This is a genomic window from uncultured Bacteroides sp., assembly GCF_958445495.1.
GTDB lineage: Bacteria > Bacteroidota > Bacteroidia > Bacteroidales > Bacteroidaceae > Bacteroides.
Genome location: NZ_CAUCSQ010000004.1, coordinates 35,463 through 53,884, shown reverse-complemented (window position 1 = coordinate 53,884; position 18,422 = coordinate 35,463). Strand labels below are relative to the sequence as shown.

The following is an 18,422-nucleotide window of genomic DNA, read 5'->3' as shown; positions in this document are numbered from 1 at the left end:
TGTTCACTCGATGAAGAAAGTGGTGGAAACTGTGTTGCCTTCGGTATCTACCGCTGTCAGGGAATGTTTGCCGGGAGCCGGTTGCAGGGATATTTTATGGAAATCCTGCGTCTGCGTCAGGTAAGTGTTGTCGAGATGCCAGAAAATAGCGGTGCCGGGGTTGTTGTGCGCCAGTTCGACGGTCATGAACCCTTTGCTGCCGTCCAGTTGCTTCGGCAGTTTGATGCGGGCGTTTGCCGGAGGGTAGATAAATTGCATGGACGGGAAAGAGCCTTCGCCGCATCCGGCTTTGAAAGGTGGCAAAGGCTTGTATTCCGGATGGCGCTGCCTGTAATACCATTCCCATACGGGCGGCAGGGTGAACCAGGATTTCCGGACAGTAGGTTCTGCATCCGCGCAGTTTTCATAAATGCGGCGGCTTTCGTCGGCGGATAGGGTGACGGGATGATGGTAAGGACATGCCCCGGTACGTAATCCGGCGGGTAAAATCAGCATGGTGTCCGTGTCCTCGCAGAAACGCCCTTTCAAATGGCCGGAACGTCGGCATATCTCCGCGTCGATAAAGACTCCTTCCGGGCGTTCAAACCACGGTGAAGAAGGAAGATAGTTGAGGATGTCGAACAATACGGGACCCGCCGTCTGTGCACCGACCAGTCCGGGCTTCCCTTCTCCGGTCGCGTTTCCTACCCATACGCCGACTGCGTAACGGGGAGTCACACCCACCGCCCAGGCATCGCGGAATCCGTAACTCGTTCCGGTTTTCCATGCAACCGCCTGCATGGAAGGAATGGACTTCCAGTCGATTTCTTCGGGACGGTTAACTTCTTTCAATGCGTCAAAAGTCTGCCATACGGCTCCCTTGTCCCATACATATCCCTTTTGTCTCGCACTGTTCCTGCCACCCGTCCCGAATCCGTTTGAAACGGAAGTCCCGGAAACCGAATCATTTAAAACGTAACTGCTTGAAACGGGATTGCCGGAAACGGAATTGGCGGGAAGAAGACTCCTTGCCATTTGCGCGTATGCATTTGTCACGTCCCATAGGGTAGCTTCCGCTCCTCCCAGAATCAGGGACAACCCGTAATGGGAAGGAGCCCGGTCGATAGTCTTGAATCCCGCTTGCCGTAACAGGTTATGGAATTTCGCTACGCCGTATTGCTGCAACATGGTTACGGCGGGGATATTCAATGAACGGGCAAGGGCTTCGGACGCAGGGACAGCTCCTTCAAACTGCATGCTGAAATTCTGCGGGCTGAAACCGTTGATGTTGACGGGTATGTCCGGCAACAAAGTATGAGGCAGCAAGCTCCCTTCCTGTAACATGGCATAGTATAGGAAAGGTTTCAGGATGCTGCCCGTACTTCTGGGAGCCTGAATCACATCTACCTGGTTTCCTCCCTGCGGACGGTCGAAATGCACGTTTCCGCAATAAGCCGTCACTTGGTTGGTACGGATATCTATGACTAGGATTGACAGGTTGCGGATGTCGCTTCGGCTGAATTCGTCGCTCCACCGTTCTGCCAGACTCTCTATATGGGTCTGGATTCCTTTGTCGAGGGTTGAACGGATATGCCGCCCGTTTTTCTCCTGATAGAGACGGCTGACCAGGTGCGGCGCCGTCCGGGGCAGGGGATGCGGCTCGTCCGGCAACGGCTCGCTGACAGCCAGCTCATAGGCCGAGGTGTCGATAACTTCTTCTTCAAGAAGTTGTTTCAGCAGCCGGTTGCGTTTGGAAAGCAGCGTTTCCCGTCCTTTAGACAGGTGAATCATGGCGGGAGCGTTGGGCAGGACAGCAAGCATGGCCGATTCCGCCCATGACAGCTCTTCGGCGGAATGGCCGAAGTAACGCCAGGCAGCGGCATCCAGTCCCACTACATTTCCCCCGAACGGTGCATGGGATATGTACATGGAGAGGATTTCTTCTTTGGAAGTCCGGAACTCCAGGCGGGTGGCCCAGAGCATTTCGATTATCTTTTCCCGGAAAGTTCTCGGTTTGTTCCGGGCAAGCCGTACCGTCTGCATCGTGAGGGTGCTGCCTCCGCTTACGATGCGCCTGTTTTTCAGGTTCTGGTAAAGGGCCCTTGCGGTGGATAACGGGTTGACTCCCCAATGATGATAGAAATGCCTGTCTTCGAAGGCGATGAGACACCGTTTGATTTTTTCAGGCGCCGTTTCCCGCGGGGGAAACCGCCATTGGCCGTCCGAAGCGATACGCGCCCCCAGCAATTCTCCGTTCCGGTCGGTTACGACGGTGGAATAGGGGACATGGAACAGTTGCCGGGGAAGGCAGAATATATATGCCACCGCCAGAAACGCAACGAGCAGGAACGTTGCTTTCCCGGTGACGGACAGCCGTTTGAAGAATGCATGAATAGATTTCATATCCCGATATTCCGCTAAACCTTTTCCCGTGTTCCTTTTCCCATGTTTCGGTGGCTAACGGCTGACGGTTGTCCTTCCTGCCTTGCTCCGCGCCAGCACATTGGCGTCATACATCGCCTCACATTGGACAGCGGGCAGGATGAAGTTGCCGGCATAAGCAGCTTGCAGCCTGACCGTAAATACCGCTTTCTCGTTGCGGCGCAGGTTGAAATAAGTCAATATCCGGTCGTCACGGATATCCTGATAGGCATATTTACCCGCGGGGCTTCCGGAAGGCGCGGCTGCATTCCCCGTTTCGGGAACAGTCATTCTTTCATTGTAAATCTCCCAGCCGGCGGGCAGGATGTGTGTCAGCGCCAGATGGGTGTAATCGGAAACGCCGCTTGTGTTCGTTAGGGAAATAACCGCTGTAAAATCGGTTCCCTGCCTGATATCGTTTACGGAAATCGGCGTACCGTCCGGGTGTGCGTATCTTATCTCCATGAGAAGATTGTCATTGACAGCCGGCAGCGTATCGTTTGACAACTGCACGCGGGTGATAAGGTCAGCGTAAAGAATTCCTTTCCCCTTGTTTTCCACGGTGATGCTTCCGGATTTCGGAGAAACGGCGATTTCTTGCTCGAATACGGCTTTGGCGGATTTGACGGCAGGTTGCCGTTTGCTGTTCCATGTCCATGTGAAATCCATCGTACCTGATAACTTCTCGGCAAGACGTCCCATCGCCATAAGGGCGAAAGCGGTGGATTGCGTGCTGAACCGGTCTTCCTGCGACAAGTTTGCGGAAACCTTTTTCGCTTGTTGCAAGGCATCGTGTTCCCTGTTCATCAAAAGCAGTGTTTCCAGAATCATGGCTTCGTCCCGGTCGGATGAACCGTAAATCTGGTTCATGGAAGAGTAGGGACTGACAGTCGTTTTTGCATGGAACACAAGCTCTTCGGCGGGTTTCATCTTTCCGGCGAGTGCATACGCGGCTGCCAACCGCCATTTGGCCTGGAGAGACAACCCGGACTGTTCTTTCATCCGGTTCATCGCTCCGTATTCCGGTGTTCCGGCTAGCGCCAGGGTGTACAGGCGGAAAGCCTGTTGCAATTCTGCCTGCCATTGCTGCCAACTGCTTGCGTCCTGCGGCATGTGCCAGCATTTGGCGGCGGCGCATTGGAAACGTTTCCACTTGTCCAGTACGTTTGAATAGACGGCATATCCCTTTTCTTGCGCCAGGGTGAGGAACATCCCGGTGTATGAGCTGACCCATTCGTCGGCGACAGCGTTCCCCGGCCAATATACAAAGCCGCCGTTGGGGAGCTGGCGGCCGTAAATCTGCCGGATAGCCTCCTGTATATTCGTTTTTATCTTTTCGGTTTCCTCGCCGTCCGTCTCCTTGAACTGTCCGACAAACAAAAGGGGCAATGCCTTGGAAACCAATTGCTCCGTGCAATGGTGCTGGTAGTTGTACAGGAAGTCGAACCGTCGGCTGATGTCTACCGAAGGTATGCGGGATACTTCCAGCTTCATCCGGCTGTTTGCGGAAGAGCCGCTCAAGTTGTAAGGCAACTCCTTGCTTTGCCCTGCCTCTATCCATTCGCTGTTGCGCAGGGTCACCGCCGGATTCGGGTTGCGTACCTCTATTTCGATGGTTTCTTTCGTCTGTTGCCCGCCGCCGCTTGCCGTCAGGCGGACAGTCGCCTTTCCGGTCCGGTTGCCGGTCTTTAAAGTAAAGAATACGAGCCGGTCTCCCGGTTTGCCGAATGTGACAGACTGTTGCCGGTCTCCCGCAATCTCCACTCCTCCGCCGGACGCCTGGATGGATACGGTCACGTCCTTTACTTGGTTTTCCATTGCGAAAATATTGACCGGAACGGAAATCTCCTCCTGAATGCTGAGTACGCGCGGCAAAGTAGACAACAACATCAACGGAGCCCGGACTGCTGCCGTTTTCTCCGCATTGCCGTATGCGCCGTCTTGTCCGGCGACAATCATGGCGCGTACCGACCCCACGTACATCGGAAGTTTCAGGGTGTGAACCTGACTCTTGCCTTTGCCCAGATAGAAAGGCCCGATGAATTTGACAACCGGTTTGAAGCGGTTCGCCTTTGCATCGGCAGGTTTCAGCGCCACGTCTCCGCCCGTGCTGAAAAGCGGGCTGTAACTTCCGGCGGAAGCTCCCAGTACGTTATCATACATGTCCCATGTCCGGATGCCGAGCGCCTCACGCGAGTAGAACTCGTTCCACGGGTCGGGCGTCTTGAAATTGGTAAGGTCCAGCAACCCGTCGTCTACGATAGCCAGCGTGTAGGTCATGGGTTTCCCGCTCTTCTCGCTGACAGTGACACGGAAGGCGGTTTCCGGTCGCAATACTTCCGGCATCTGTATTTGCGGCTGCAAAACAGTCCGTTTGTCGGTTACGAATACGGGGACAACGCCGTACATGCGGATAGGCAGGTCGTTGACCGTTTGAGCGTGAGGTTGCAACAGGCTGATGTGCAAATACACGTTCGGAGTCATTTCCTGCGTGATTTTAAATGTATATTTCGTATCTTCCCGGTCGGAGACTTCTATCCATTCCCGCCGCAACACGGACGAACCGTTTTCTATGGATACCAGTGCGCGTCCTCCAGCCGCGGCAGGAATGATTGCCGTCGCCGTTTCCCCTATCTCGTAAGAGTCCTTGTCCAGCGAAAAGGCGAGCATCTTGATGCCGCTGGGGTCGGTCTTGTTCGAACGTCCCCGCCATTCCGGCCAGTCTACGTAGACAGTCCCGCCGGAGGCATGTCCGCTCTCCCTGTCTTTCACATAAACCAGATAACGCCCCCACGACGGGTAATCGACGCGGAACTTGAAAGATGCTTTTCCGCCCGTCGTCTGCAGCTTTCCGCCGGCGACGGGAGTGACGGAACTGTTGTTGATATAAGTGCCGAGGGATTCGTCGCCGTGTTCCCACCACCAGCTCCAGTCGATACGGTATATTTTATATTCCAGGTCGGAGCGGTCCGCCGGTTCCCCTTGCGGGGTGACGGTCACGATGTCGAATACATGGTCTTTGTCCGTTTCCAAGTATTTCCCTTTGGGTTGGTTCAGGTTGATGCCGACGTATGACGTGAACGGTGAGAATGGAACGCTTTGCGTGTAAATGCTGGCGTCTCCTCCCGGTTCGAAAACACGTGTGGTAAAAGTGGCGTTCAGCATGCCCGGCGCATTTTTCGCTGCCGGAACCTTTAATGTCACTCCCGCTCTTCCTTCCGCATCGAGGGTCCCGTCGAATACCTTCGTCTTGACAGTACTGAAATCCGTGGCGGGATTGTTGAAGATGTATTGCCCGTAATTCTTGAATTGCGTATTCACTTTGGACAAAGACATCTCGACTTTGGCTTTCAAGCCGGATGCTGTGGCCCCCGTCAGCCAGGCCGAGGTGAGCGGGGCGTAGAAATCCTTGTCGGCAGACCGGAGGATTTTCGGAAGCGCCAGATTGATTTTCAAGCGGTTGGGCTTTACGGTCTCTATGCGCAGGCTTTTGTGGAAAGCGGTTCCTCCCACTTTGACATAAGCATTCCAAAGTCCGGTCGGAACGTCTGCTTGTGTAGGAATGTCAAACGTATGAAACCCGTTCATGCCTTGCGTTGAAATCATTTTAGCGTAAAACTGCCCTTTCGGGTTGTAGACTTCCAGTGTGACGGGATGCTTGTCCGGGATTCTCTTTTCGCGGTCTTCCAGAATGAAAGAGACATGCAGCGTGTCTCCCGGCCTCCATACCCCTCTTTCGCCGTATATGAATCCTTTCAGTCCTTTTCGTATGTCTTTTCCTCCGACATCGAACCGGCTGACGGATTGTTCCTCACCGTCTGCGACCCGGACATACGCCTTCTGTTTTCCGGATTCCGCCACGACGATGAAAGGCGTTCCGTCTGGGGTAATCTCTGCAAAGCCCTCTTCATCGGTCTCTCCTTTGCCTATCGGCTGCAACTGGAAGTTGTATGCCGTTATCCGTGCCTTCTTTATCGGCCGGGTATCCAGGATGTCGTTTACGGCAACCCACAGCTTGTTCAGCGAGTTTCGCTTCACAATCATTCCCAGATTGGACGCAAAGACATTGCACGCGGCCGTCCGGTCTGAGTTCATGTAATAAGAAGGATGGCAGGGGTTATCCCGTTCTGCCCACCGGTACACGCTCCAGTCCATTGTTCCGCCGTTGTAGTAGTAATATGCTTCCGGAGTGTCCCAGACGGCTTCGTCCGTTTCGGACAAGACGTTTCCGCTCACCTTTGTCAGCCCGTCGGAAGCGTTGCCGTCGGCAAATCGCATTTCCCGGTTCTCGCTTCCTCCGCAGGGATAGGCGGAATATTCCTGCCGGAACGAAAGTATCACACGATATATCGCGCCCGGTTCCTGACGAATCAGTCCGGCGAGGTCTATTGAATAGTCTTCCCAATGGCGGATATCTTTGGAAGTGTCTTTGGCAAGCCACAATGTCTTTTTGCAGACCAGCCTTCCCGAACGGCGCAATTCGTTGGCGGAGGTGAGTGAATTGGTCTGCATGAACATCAGCACATTGTTTTCGAAGATGCGGATGACGCTCAAGTCTACGGCATACAGGTTGACGGCGCGGAAAGGGATAATCAGACTTTTCGAATCGGGAAGGATGGCGGCGGAGGCGGACATTTCCACCTGCGGTTTCAGGTTCGCCTCGCTGAAAGAAATCGTATGCGGGCTTCCCAGGGGCTTGCCCTGATAATCTTTTATCCCTTCGTGGATATGGAGGGTGAGCTTGCCCAGCCGGTTTGACTCGAAATAGATAAGGATTCTGTTCCCGTTGATTTGGAAGATGGAGGAGGGGACTTCCGGAATCTCGACCAGCCCTTTCAAGTCCTGTGTGGCAGACAGGGGAGAGGAGAAAACGATTTCTATCCCGTTCTCCGGTTGGTCGATGCGTGTGGCGGACAGAAGGCGGAAACTGTCCTTCGCCGGTATCAGCACTTCTTCGCTTTGCTTGCGGCCGATACCTGCCGGTTCGCCGTCCGCCGTTATAGTCAACGGATAATCCTCCGCTTCTCTTGGAACCTGTCTGATGCGGAATTGATAACGGGCGGGGTTGCTGGTAGCGATGACTTCCACCGGATAATTCTTCTTGCCGTCGCCGGCTGTCAGCATCTTCCCGACCTCTTCTTTTTTCATGATGTCGCTGAAACGAATCTCTCCTTCCAAATCTATCCGGTCCGGTTGCGTCGCCGTGACGGAAAGGGGAGCCGCCTGCAGGGTGAAGTTGCGTTCCTGCACGCGGAATGAGAAATTGAATTCTTCCAGTTTCTTGTCCGTTTCGATGAAGTCTCCGAGCCGGAAAGTCCCTTCGTAAAGGGTTCCCGGTTTCAAGCTCCCTTCTTCCGGGACAAATTCGACGGTGTTGTTGTTAATCCAGTACGCCTTTCCTTTTAAGGACGGGGAAAAACTGAACGGGTTATCCGGTATTTCGTTGTTTATATCCACCATCGGAAGGTCATGGGCAAGCTCTATCCGAATCGTCGAGCTTTGCGAGATAACCCCTCCCGTATAGGCGTTTACATACGGGGCGTATTCGGCGGAAGGGATAATGTCCTTTCGGGTACGTGTGCAGGAAAAAAGGCATGCGGCGATAACCATAAACAGGAATAGTCCGGTAATACTGGCGCTATGTTTAGTTTCTATTTGTCTCATGGCGATGAGGTTTTACGGTTCGATAAACAAATATACGGTTTTTATGCCGGATTCTTCTCTGTTCCGGTTATTTTTATGTGTTTCACCCTTTTATTTGCGTGCGGGAAGGAGGGAATGCGGATGTGGAGATTGGCAGGTGCGGTGCGGCGGATGTTTCAAGAAAGTTTCCGTTTCCGTCCCTGTCAGATACACGGAAACTTTTCCTTTAATTTTTTCATGAAAGATTTGCTTACCTGTAACGGCTCTTTCTCGTCAAAAGGAGGAAGCAGGATGCAGTTGTTGCTTTCAATGGAAGACAGGTATCTTATATTGATGATGTGCGACTGGCTGATTTGGACCAGATTGGAGTGCAGGCTCAGTATTTTGAGTGAATTCGTGTTTCTTCTTAGCCCCAGCGTACGTCCGTCGTACAACACCGCTTCCCATAATTTGTTTCTGGAATTATAACTGAAATATACGATATGCTCCAGATGGATTAATTGCAGGTTTCCGGTGATGGTGGTATGTATGAAAATATGTTCTTGGTTCTTCGCAATGTCTTCCTGGTTACAGTGTCCGGTATTCATATTTAGTTATGTGGTTAATTTTAGTTATGCGGTTAATGTGTTATCCGGGTCCTATAGTTTTATCACCCGCCAAAAATAGAGGAATGTTTTTAATTGGAAAAACGGAAAAGTGTCTCATTAATGAAATGAGACACTTTTTGATACCGGGAAATTACCCGGAAAGGACAGGGGCTTATGTTACTTTATTCTCTGGTTATCAATGAATCGGGCAGGAGATATCCCATACTTTTCTGAAAAAATGCGGTAGAAGGTCGCCCTGGAGGTAAAACCGCATGCATACATTAGTTCCTTTACGTTTTTGCCGGGGTCTTCCGTGGCTAACCGCCTGAAATGTTCCAGGCGGAGGTAATTGATATATTCCCGGAAACCTGTGAAACCTTTGCTTTTGATTGCGGTTGAAACCGCATGTTCGTTCTCGTTCAGGGATTTTGCCAGAAGTTCTATTGTGTAAGATTTGTTTATGTAAGGATGCTGTTCTTTCAGATATGCCTCAATCATCGGAAAGAGCGGATGCGTCCGGGGGGTCTTTTCCACCTGCGGCATTGCGTTTTCTGCAGGGCACACCATCTCGATATGGTCTGAAAACGGATTCTCATGACGCAAATACAATATTGAAAATAGAACGGTGAATACGATTGCCGTGATGCCGAACAGATTGAAGATAAATTCGTTGATGTTTAAGGTGAACAGGATGTATATGCCTAAAAACAGAAACAGGAAACCGATGAATAAATACATATTGTTGTTTATCCTCCGGTAGGTCTTGTTGCTGAACATGGCGTAGACCAGTGTGAAGAGCGGCGTGAGGACGGAGAACAGGAAAATGCATATCCTGACTTTGATGTCCGTATGGTTGATGTTGGGCATGATTTCGTTCAGCGAACTGACGGATGTGATTGTTCCGTTGAATCCCAGATAGCAGATTCCTACGGTTATGATGATGATGGGAGGCAGCAGGAACGTGAATATCCTGAAATGGTTGAAATATCCGGGCGATAAGGAAGCTAGGGGGAATAACGCTACGATATTTGCCAGCGCATACCATTTGAGCATCTTCTCAATATTGAGCAGTTCCGTAAAATTATATTCGGGGGTGTCTGTGACAATTGTCAGCCATCCGATATTTTCCCACGAAAACATAATGCCTATCCCCGTTGCTATGATGCCCCAGTATAATTTCGGATAGTTGTCTTTTGCATGGATAATGAGGATGATTCCCGTTACCAAGGCAATCAAGTCAAGCGTAAGTTCAACAGACAGATATAGTATTCCCATAGTTCCGGCAGCTTCTATTCTTTGCTGTAAGTGTGCAGGTCTTTTCTATTTTTTATGCAAAGATAGCCAAAATAGGGATTCCGGCAAATAAGAAATATGCGGTTTCGCGGCCATTTGCCCGTATTGTGTGCTTCGTACCTTTCAGACAGGTCATTTTCAGCCGGTTCTTGAATCTGTCCGTTCGGATACAGGGAGGTCTATTTTTTACTGTGGCTGCTCTCCGTCCGGATTGCCTTTAAACAAAAACAAAGGCTGTCTCAATAAGAAACGAGACAGCCTTTGCATGTGATATAAATAGGTTTTAAATTATCCGGATTACTTGCTCAAAGCCTGTGCTACGTCCACAGCGCAAGCTACCGTACATCCTACCATCGGGTTGTTGCCGATACCCAGGAATCCCATCATTTCCACGTGAGCGGGAACGGATGAAGAACCAGCGAACTGAGCATCAGAGTGCATACGGCCCATCGTATCCGTCATGCCGTAAGATGCCGGTCCGGCAGCCATATTGTCCGGATGAAGGGTACGTCCTGTACCGCCGCCGGAAGCAACAGAGAAATAGGGTTTGCCGGCAAGAACACGTTCTTTCTTGTAAGTACCGGCAACCGGGTGTTGGAAACGGGTCGGGTTGGTAGAGTTACCTGTGATGGATACGTCTACGCCTTCTTTCCACATGATAGCCACGCCTTCGCGAACATCGTCGGCGCCATAGCATTTTACTTTTGCACGGGGACCGTCGGAGTAAGCGATTTCACGAACCACTTTCAGTTCGCCCGTGAAGTAATCGAATTGAGTCTGAACGTAAGTAAAGCCGTTGATGCGGGAGATAATCTGAGCGGCGTCTTTTCCGAGTCCGTTCAGGATGCAACGCAAAGGTTCTTTACGTACCTTGTCCGCTTTGGCGGCGATTTTGATAGCGCCTTCCGCAGCGGCGAAAGATTCGTGTCCTGCCAGGAACGCGAAACATTTAGTCTCTTCGCGCAGCAACATGGCGGCAAGGTTACCGTGGCCGATACCTACCTTACGGTCGTCAGCTACGGAACCGGGGATACAGAAAGCCTGCAAACCGATACCGATGGCTTCGGCAGCTTCGGCAGCGTTTGTACAACCTTTCTTGATAGCGATAGCACTACCTACCACGTAAGCCCATTTGGCGTTTTCGAAACAGATAGGCTGAGTTTCTTCACATGTTTTATAAGGGTCAAGTCCATGAGCTTCACAGATAGCATTGGCTTCTTCGATATCTTTGATGCCGTTAGCGTTCAACGCAGCGAGAATCTGCTTGATACGACGGTCTTGGCTTTCGAATTTTACTTCTCTAATCATAGTTTCTTTCCTCCTTATATTATTCGTGACGTGGATCAATAGATTTAACTGCTCCCTGTTCCGCTGTTACGCGGCCGTAAGTACCTGTAACTTTTTTCAACGCTTCGTTGGCATCGGTTCCTTTCTTGATTTCGTCCATGAATTTGCCCATGTGTACGAATTCATATCCGCAGATTTCGTCGTTTTTGTCCAGGAAGATTTGTTTGATGTAACCTTCCGCCATTTCGAGGTAACGGGGACCTTTTGCCAAAGTACCGTAGAGAGTACCTACCTGGCTACGCAGGCCTTTGCCCAAGTCTTCCAGGCCGGCGCCGATAATCAGGCCGCCTTCGGAGAAAGCCGATTGAGTGCGTCCGTAAACGATTTGCAGGAAAAGTTCGCGCATAGCAGTGTTGATAGCGTCGCAAACGAGGTCGGTGTTCAGCGCTTCAAGGATGGTTTTTCCCGGAAGGATTTCAGCGGCCATAGCGGCAGAGTGGGTCATACCGGAACATCCGATAGTCTCTACCAGAGCTTCCTGGATGATACCTTCCTTAACATTCAGCGTCAGTTTGCAGGCGCCTTGTTGGGGAGCGCACCAACCGATACCGTGTGTCAAACCTGAAATATCAACGATTTCTTTTGATTTTACCCATTTGCCTTCTTCGGGTATGGGAGCCGGTCCGTGGTTAGGACCCTTCTTTACAACACACATGTGTTCCACTTCGTGTGAATAAGTCATAATTAGCTCTTTTTTTAAGTGATATAATTAAAAATACGTAGTCACGATTCTCTAAATCGCCCACAAAGGTAGTCGATTTATTTGTTTCTGCAAATCGCCTTTTATTACTTTTTTGTGAAAAGAGACAAATCGGTTTACCTTTCTTTATCGTTTGTAAAGTCGGGATTGCATTTGTGAAAGATTCGTTTCTTCCGAACCATCCGTTTGACGCTTTGTTGTTATTGAAAAACAGGAAACTATGGAATTGAATCAAACGGACATGCATTATTTGATTGCGGCAATCTGCGTTATTTCTTCCGCGCTCGTTTTTTATACGGTCGGCGTCTGGGGAGAGAGGTTGCAGAAGAAGCTCAAGTCTTGGCACATTGCTTTCTTCCTTTTCGGTCTGGTGGCCGATGCCGTCGGCACGAGCCTGATGGAGCATCTTGCCGAACAGGCGCGGCTGCATGACGAACTTCATGCAATAACGGGGATAATTGCCATTCTGCTGATGTTCGTGCATGTTTTGTGGGCTATCTGGACGTATGTAAAAGGTTCGCCGAAAGCGAAACGGCATTTTAACCGTTTCAGTATTGCCGTCTGGTGCATTTGGCTTATACCTTATTTTATAGGAATGTATTTGGGAATGCGTCTACATGCATAGGGCGGATTGCAGGCGCGATGCAAATACACGGCAGGAAATAGAGAGGGAATGAGGCGTTTATCCGGAAAGAAGCGGGCGGTTGCCGATTAAGATGCCGGTCGTGCAGGCTTTTCACAGTAGTGATAACTGCTTATCATTATTGTGAAAGATACTTATCATGTCTGTGATAAGCAGTTATCATAGTTGTGATAATCGAAAAATACTGGCGGTATAATCAAGGAACGAGGCCGGTAAAATAAGACTTTACCGCTTGTCTGACAAGAAGATAAGCACCTGGATTGCACCCGTATTGCAGAGATAAGAAGGTTGTCGGCCCAATCCGGACGATGCACTGTGACAGATGACAGATTGAGGTGACAGATGTTTTTTCATCTGTCACCGTGGGAAAGTACGATGAATAAACGGTTTGAAGGGGGACTGTGACAGGTGACAGATGAAAATGAAATTTTATTGGTGTAGAGAGGGGGATGGTGGAGGAGTAATTATAGGGGGATTTGTTTTGGAAAACATATATATTCGTGATTATGCCTGATAATGTGTTGGGATGTAGAATAAAATTCGTAGCTTTGCCGCGTAATTTATTGAGTGAAGTTATGATAGAAGTGTTAGAGTCTGCTTTACAGAAGGCTGCGGGTGAGGGAATGGATGAATTTATCCAGGTGTTTACCGATGCGTATAAGAAAGTGATTGGGGATGAATGGACTGCCGAAACGATGTCGTTGTTAACGGGAGAACAGCATTCGTTGCTTGCTTATCGGATTTTTCGTGATGAAGTGATGCATGGAGGATTCTGCCAGTTAATTCAAAACGGCTATGGCGGCTATATCTTTGACAATCCGTTTGCCAAGGTGATGCGTTTGTGGGGAGCGGATGAATTTTCCAAATTGGTCTATAAGGCTAAGAAAATCTACGATGCCAACCGGGAGGATTTGGAAAAGGAGCGGACGGACGATGAATTCATGGCAATGTATGAACAATACGAGGCTTTTGATGAGCTGGAAGAGAAATATTTGGATTTGGAAGAGCAGGTTACCGCATTGGTTGCGAGTTATGTAGATGAGCATTTAGAACTTTTTGCAAAAATAATAAAATGAGAGATGCAGTATTTTTTAAGTGCTTGCATTTATTAATTGTGAGTTAGAATTTATATCTTTGCAAAATCTAAAAAATATGTTTATGAAACAAATGAAATTTTTATTGGTGGCTTTAATGACAGCCGTGATGGGGGTATCGGTCACTTCGTGTATGAACGGGGAGGATAATAATATCGCTACCGGAGGAATATTCGTTAAAAACAGTTTTTCTTCTTTCGAGGCTGCTGACGGAATGAAAATAATTCCTACTTCCGGGATGAATACATTACTGACAGGTACATACTATTATATTTATTGTCAGTATGACTTTTCGCAATTAACAGAAAATTCTACATCTCTTTCTGTCTCTTTATTGGCTGACCCGATTTGTATCGACCCGAAATCAGGAGAAAACCCTTCACCCTCTGATCGGGAAGCAACCAATCCGCTTTATGTCTTGAATGAGGACCTGAAGAGCGGAATGCTCTTTTGGGATGAAAATACTTTGATTATGCCTGTTACCTTCTATTGTAAAAATGAATTGACTACGGAGGAACTGGAGAAGCATTGGTTCTATATTACTTATGACCCGAATGCCATTGAAGAGGACGATACGAAGTTGACGCTTACGATTAACCATGTGCTTAATAAAGGTGACGAAGGTGAGAACGAGGTTGAGAGAAAGAATAAGACAAGCCTTTATAAGGCATATACGTTGAGCGGTGCTTTATCGGAATTCTTAAACAAGACGCATGGAAAGAAGCCTACACATATTGTGTTGCGGGCTTATACGAATTCAAGTGAGGACAAGTTAAAGGAAGACGATACTTATACTACATTGGAACTGGAATATCCATATAAAGAATAAGCGGGAATTGGACTACAAGGAACTGTTTAACATAGCAATGAAGTTGATTTCCTCTCCGGCCAAGGCCTGGGAGGAAATTTCTATGGAAGAGGATAGGCGAAAAGTGTTTATGGCTTTTGTCTATCCTATGATAGGTTTATGCGGGTTGTCCGTTTTCATCGGTTCGTTATTGACTAACGGGTGGGGAGGCCCGCAAAGCTTCCAGATAGCCATGACTAATTGCTGTGCGGTGGCGGTAGCCTTATTCGGAGGCTATTTTTTGGCGGCTTACGCCATTCATGAAATGGGAACGAGGTGGTTCGGCATGCGTGCCGATATGCCGTTGGCGCAGCAGTTTGCAGGATACGCCCTTGTGGTATCGTTCCTGCTTCAAATTGTGACCGGGCTGTTGCCTGACTTTAGGATTATTGCCTGGCTGTTGCAGTTCTACATTGTTTATGTGGTGTGGGAGGGGGCTCCCGTATTGATGAAGGTAGAAGAAAAACTGCGGCTCAGATACACCCTTTTTTCGTCTGTCTTGTTAATACTGTGTCCGGCGGTGATTCAATTCGTGTTTAACAAACTGACGGCCATACTTAATTAATTGTGTGAAGATGAAACAACCTTCTGTAAATATAAAGAATAAACGTGCGACGTTTGATTATGAATTGATAGATACCTATACGGCAGGTATCGTATTGACCGGTACGGAGATTAAATCCATTCGTCTGGGAAAGGCGAGCCTGGTGGATACGTTCTGCTATTTTGCCAAAGGCGAGTTATGGGTAAAGAACATGCACATCGCCGAATATTTTTACGGCTCTTACAATAATCATACGGCGCGCAGGGACAGGAAGTTGCTGCTTAATAAAAAAGAGTTGGAAAAGCTCCAGCGGGGAACGAAAGACCCCGGTTTTACAATTGTTCCGGTACGTCTCTTTATCAATGAAAAGGGGCTGGCGAAAGTGGTTGTCGCTCTGGCGAAAGGTAAGAAGGAGTATGATAAGAGGGAGTCTATAAAAGAAAAGGACGACCGCCGGGACATGGCGCGGATGTTCAAGCGGTAAAGAGACCGTCCGGCGTGGAAGGAAGGCTGCTGTGGTAGGCGTATCAGACAGGCGGAAAGTAATTCAGGCATTAATGTGATAGGGTAATGAAAAAGACAATTTATCAGGTCGTATCCGAACGCATCCTCATTCTGGACGGAGCGATGGGTACGATGATTCAGCAATACAATCTCAAGGAAGAAGATTTTCGAGGCGAGCGTTTCAGGCATATTCCCGGACAATTGAAAGGGAATAATGATTTTTTATGCCTGACACGTCCCGATGTGGTTCAGGATATTCACCGCAAGTATCTGGAGGCCGGGGCGGATATAATTGAAACGAATACGTTCAGTTCGACTACGGTGTCTATGGCGGATTATCATGTGGAAGAATATGTGCGTGAGATAAACCTTGCCGCCGTGAAGCTGGCGCGCGAACTTGCCGACGAATATACGGCGAAGACTCCCGAAAAGCCGCGTTTTGTCGCCGGTTCCGTAGGACCTACCAACAAGACTTGCTCCATGAGTCCGGATGTGAATAATCCGGCTTGCCGCGCTCTGACTTATGATGAATTGGCGGTTGCTTACAGGCAGCAGATGGAGGCTATGCTTGAAGGGGGGGTGGATGCGATTCTGATAGAGACGATATTCGATACGTTGAATGCCAAGGCTGCCGTTTTCGCTGCGGAGCAGGCTATGAAAGCAACCGGTGTCGAAGTGCCGCTCATGTTGTCTGTTACCGTTTCCGATATCGGCGGACGTACCTTGTCCGGGCAAACCCTGGATGCGTTTCTTGCTTCCCTGCAGCATGCCAACCTGTTTTCTGTCGGTTTGAACTGTTCGTTCGGCGCCCGTCAGTTGAAGCCTTTCCTTGAACGGTTGGCTTCCCGTGCACCTTATTATATAAGCGCTTATCCGAATGCCGGTTTGCCGAACAGTCTCGGCAAGTATGACCAGACTCCTGCGGATATGGCCGGTGAGGTGAAAGAGTATATACAGGAGGGATTGGTTAATATCATCGGCGGCTGTTGCGGTACGACGGATGCTTATATCGCCGAGTATCCCGCTTTGGTGGAAGGCGCCAGGCCTCGTGTGCCGGTTGCCAAGCCCGGCTGTATGTGGCTTTCCGGTCTGGAGCTGTTGGAGGTGAAGCCGGAGATTAACTTTGTGAATGTCGGGGAGCGGTGTAATGTGGCGGGTTCGCGGAAGTTTCTTCGTCTGATTAATGAGAAGAAGTATGACGAGGCTTTGTCCATTGCCCGCCAGCAGGTGGAAGACGGCGCGTTGGTGATTGATGTCAATATGGACGACGGGTTGCTTGATGCGAAGGCGGAGATGATTACGTTCCTGAATCTGATTATGTCTGAACCCGAAATTGCCCGTGTGCCGGTTATGATTGACTCTTCCAAATGGGAGGTCATCGAAGCCGGATTGAAATGTCTCCAGGGCAAGTCGGTCGTTAACTCCATTTCTTTGAAGGAAGGGGAAGAGGTTTTTCTGGAACATGCCCGTGCTGTCAAGCGGTATGGTGCGGCGGCCGTAGTCATGGCGTTCGACGAGAAAGGGCAGGCGGATACCGCTGCCCGTAAAATAGAAGTTTGCGAGCGTGCCTACCGGCTTTTGGTCGATAGGGTCGGCTTTAATCCTCATGATATTATTTTCGACCCCAATGTGCTTGCCGTGGCTACGGGAATCGAAGAGCACAACAATTATGCGGTGGATTTTATCGAAGCTACCGGATGGATTCGGAAAAATCTTCCCGGCGCGCATGTCAGCGGGGGGGTAAGCAATCTGTCTTTTTCTTTCCGGGGCAATAATTATATCCGCGAGGCCATGCATGCCGTATTCCTTTATCATGCCATCCAGCAGGGGATGGATATGGGGATTGTCAATCCGGGGACTTCCGTCCTTTACAGCGATATTCCGGCAGATGTCCTTGAAAAGATAGAGGATGTTGTGCTGAACCGTCGTCCGGATGCGGCGGAGCGTCTTATCGAACTGGCTGAGGTCTTGAAGAAAACGGCGGGTGATTCTGCCGGGCAACCTGCGGCGAAGCATGACGCATGGAGGGATGAGCCTGTTCAGGAGCGTTTGAAGTATGCTTTGATGAAGGGTATCGGGGATTATCTGGAACAGGATTTGGAGGAGGCATTGCCGCTTTACGATAAGGCGGTGGATGTGATTGAGGGCCCGTTGATGGATGGAATGAATTATGTCGGCGAGCTTTTCGGGGCGGGAAAAATGTTCCTTCCGCAGGTGGTGAAGACTGCCCGTACGATGAAGAAGGCTGTCGCTATCCTGCAACCTGTCATTGAATCGGAGAAGACGGAGGGGGCGGCTTCTGCCGGGAAGGTATTGCTTGCCACGGTGAAAGGGGACGTGCATGATATCGGGAAGAATATTGTTGCCGTGGTAATGGCGTGCAACGGGTATGATATTGTTGATTTGGGGGTGATGGTTCCTGCGGAGACAATCGTCCGGCGGGCTATTGAGGAAAAGGTGGACATGATAGGGCTTAGCGGTTTGATTACGCCTTCATTGGAAGAGATGGCGCATGTGGCTCTTGAGTTGGAGAAAGCGGGGCTGGATATTCCTCTTCTGATTGGCGGGGCTACTACTTCGAAAATGCATACGGCATTGAAGATTGCTCCGGTGTATCATGCTCCGGTGGTACATCTGAAGGATGCTTCCCAGAATGCGGGTGTCGCTTCCCGTTTGTTGAACCCGCAACTGAAAGCGGAGCTGGTCAGCGAGTTGGAGACGGAATATAAAGCGCTTCGCGAAAAGAGCGGGTCATTGCGTAGGGAAACTGTTTCGCTGGAGGAGGCGAAGAAAAACAAATTGAACTTATTTTAAATAAAA

At 49.7% G+C, this 18,422-nt stretch carries 12 protein-coding genes; 6 read left to right on the top strand and 6 right to left on the bottom strand.

Features of this window, described 5'->3' with window-relative positions; genetic code table 11:
- Nucleotides 1-3 precede the first annotated feature (3 nt).
- From pbpC to Q5076_RS02620, 6 genes are all read right to left on the bottom strand, one after another.
- Entirely contained in the window at nt 4-2,382 is a 2,379-nt protein-coding gene (gene pbpC / locus Q5076_RS02645; RefSeq protein ID WP_303010681.1) for a penicillin-binding protein 1C, read from the bottom strand.
- 54 nt (nt 2,383-2,436) lie between these two features.
- On the bottom strand, nt 2,437-8,064 hold the full coding sequence (locus Q5076_RS02640) for an alpha-2-macroglobulin (RefSeq protein WP_303010680.1): 5,628 nt from the start codon (nt 8,062-8,064) through the stop codon (nt 2,437-2,439).
- A 182-nt stretch (nt 8,065-8,246) separates the two neighbouring features.
- The gene (locus Q5076_RS02635; protein ID WP_303010679.1) at nt 8,247-8,630 is read right to left on the bottom strand and encodes a LytTR family DNA-binding domain-containing protein; all 384 of its coding nucleotides are present in this window, start codon (nt 8,628-8,630) and stop codon (nt 8,247-8,249) included.
- Between the two features lie 177 nt (nt 8,631-8,807).
- The gene (locus Q5076_RS02630; RefSeq protein ID WP_303010678.1) at nt 8,808-9,905 is read right to left on the bottom strand and encodes a helix-turn-helix domain-containing protein; all 1,098 of its coding nucleotides are present in this window, start codon (nt 9,903-9,905) and stop codon (nt 8,808-8,810) included.
- A gap of 315 nt (nt 9,906-10,220) precedes the next feature.
- On the bottom strand, nt 10,221-11,231 hold the full coding sequence (locus tag Q5076_RS02625) for a GGGtGRT protein (RefSeq protein WP_303010677.1): 1,011 nt from the start codon (nt 11,229-11,231) through the stop codon (nt 10,221-10,223).
- 19 nt (nt 11,232-11,250) lie between these two features.
- The gene (locus Q5076_RS02620) at nt 11,251-11,952 is read right to left on the bottom strand and encodes an iron-sulfur cluster assembly scaffold protein (protein ID WP_007759112.1); all 702 of its coding nucleotides are present in this window, start codon (nt 11,950-11,952) and stop codon (nt 11,251-11,253) included.
- A 238-nt stretch (nt 11,953-12,190) separates the two neighbouring features.
- On the opposite strand from Q5076_RS02620, the gene Q5076_RS02615 reads away from it, so the two are divergent.
- From Q5076_RS02615 to metH, 6 genes are all read left to right on the top strand, one after another.
- A complete protein-coding gene (locus Q5076_RS02615) occupies nt 12,191-12,595 on the top strand; it encodes an HsmA family protein (protein WP_303010676.1) in 405 nt (134 codons plus the stop codon).
- A 593-nt stretch (nt 12,596-13,188) separates the two neighbouring features.
- Complete coding sequence (locus Q5076_RS02610) at nt 13,189-13,689, top strand: DMP19 family protein (RefSeq protein WP_303010727.1); 501 nt, start codon at nt 13,189-13,191, stop codon at nt 13,687-13,689.
- An 82-nt stretch (nt 13,690-13,771) separates the two neighbouring features.
- Nucleotides 13,772-14,536: a hypothetical protein gene (locus Q5076_RS02605; RefSeq protein ID WP_303010675.1), complete on the top strand. Its 765-nt coding sequence runs from the start codon at nt 13,772-13,774 to the stop codon at nt 14,534-14,536.
- 37 nt (nt 14,537-14,573) lie between these two features.
- Nucleotides 14,574-15,119 (top strand): Yip1 family protein, encoded by a 546-nt coding sequence (locus Q5076_RS02600; protein ID WP_303010726.1) that lies wholly within the window; start codon nt 14,574-14,576, stop codon nt 15,117-15,119.
- A 10-nt stretch (nt 15,120-15,129) separates the two neighbouring features.
- Complete coding sequence (gene smpB / locus Q5076_RS02595; protein WP_303010674.1) at nt 15,130-15,582, top strand: SsrA-binding protein; 453 nt, start codon at nt 15,130-15,132, stop codon at nt 15,580-15,582.
- 86 nt (nt 15,583-15,668) lie between these two features.
- Nucleotides 15,669-18,416 carry a methionine synthase gene (gene metH / locus Q5076_RS02590; protein WP_303010673.1) on the top strand — a complete coding sequence of 916 codons (2,748 nt, stop codon included), beginning with the start codon at nt 15,669-15,671 and terminating at the stop codon, nt 18,414-18,416.
- Nucleotides 18,417-18,422: the final 6 nt, after the last annotated feature.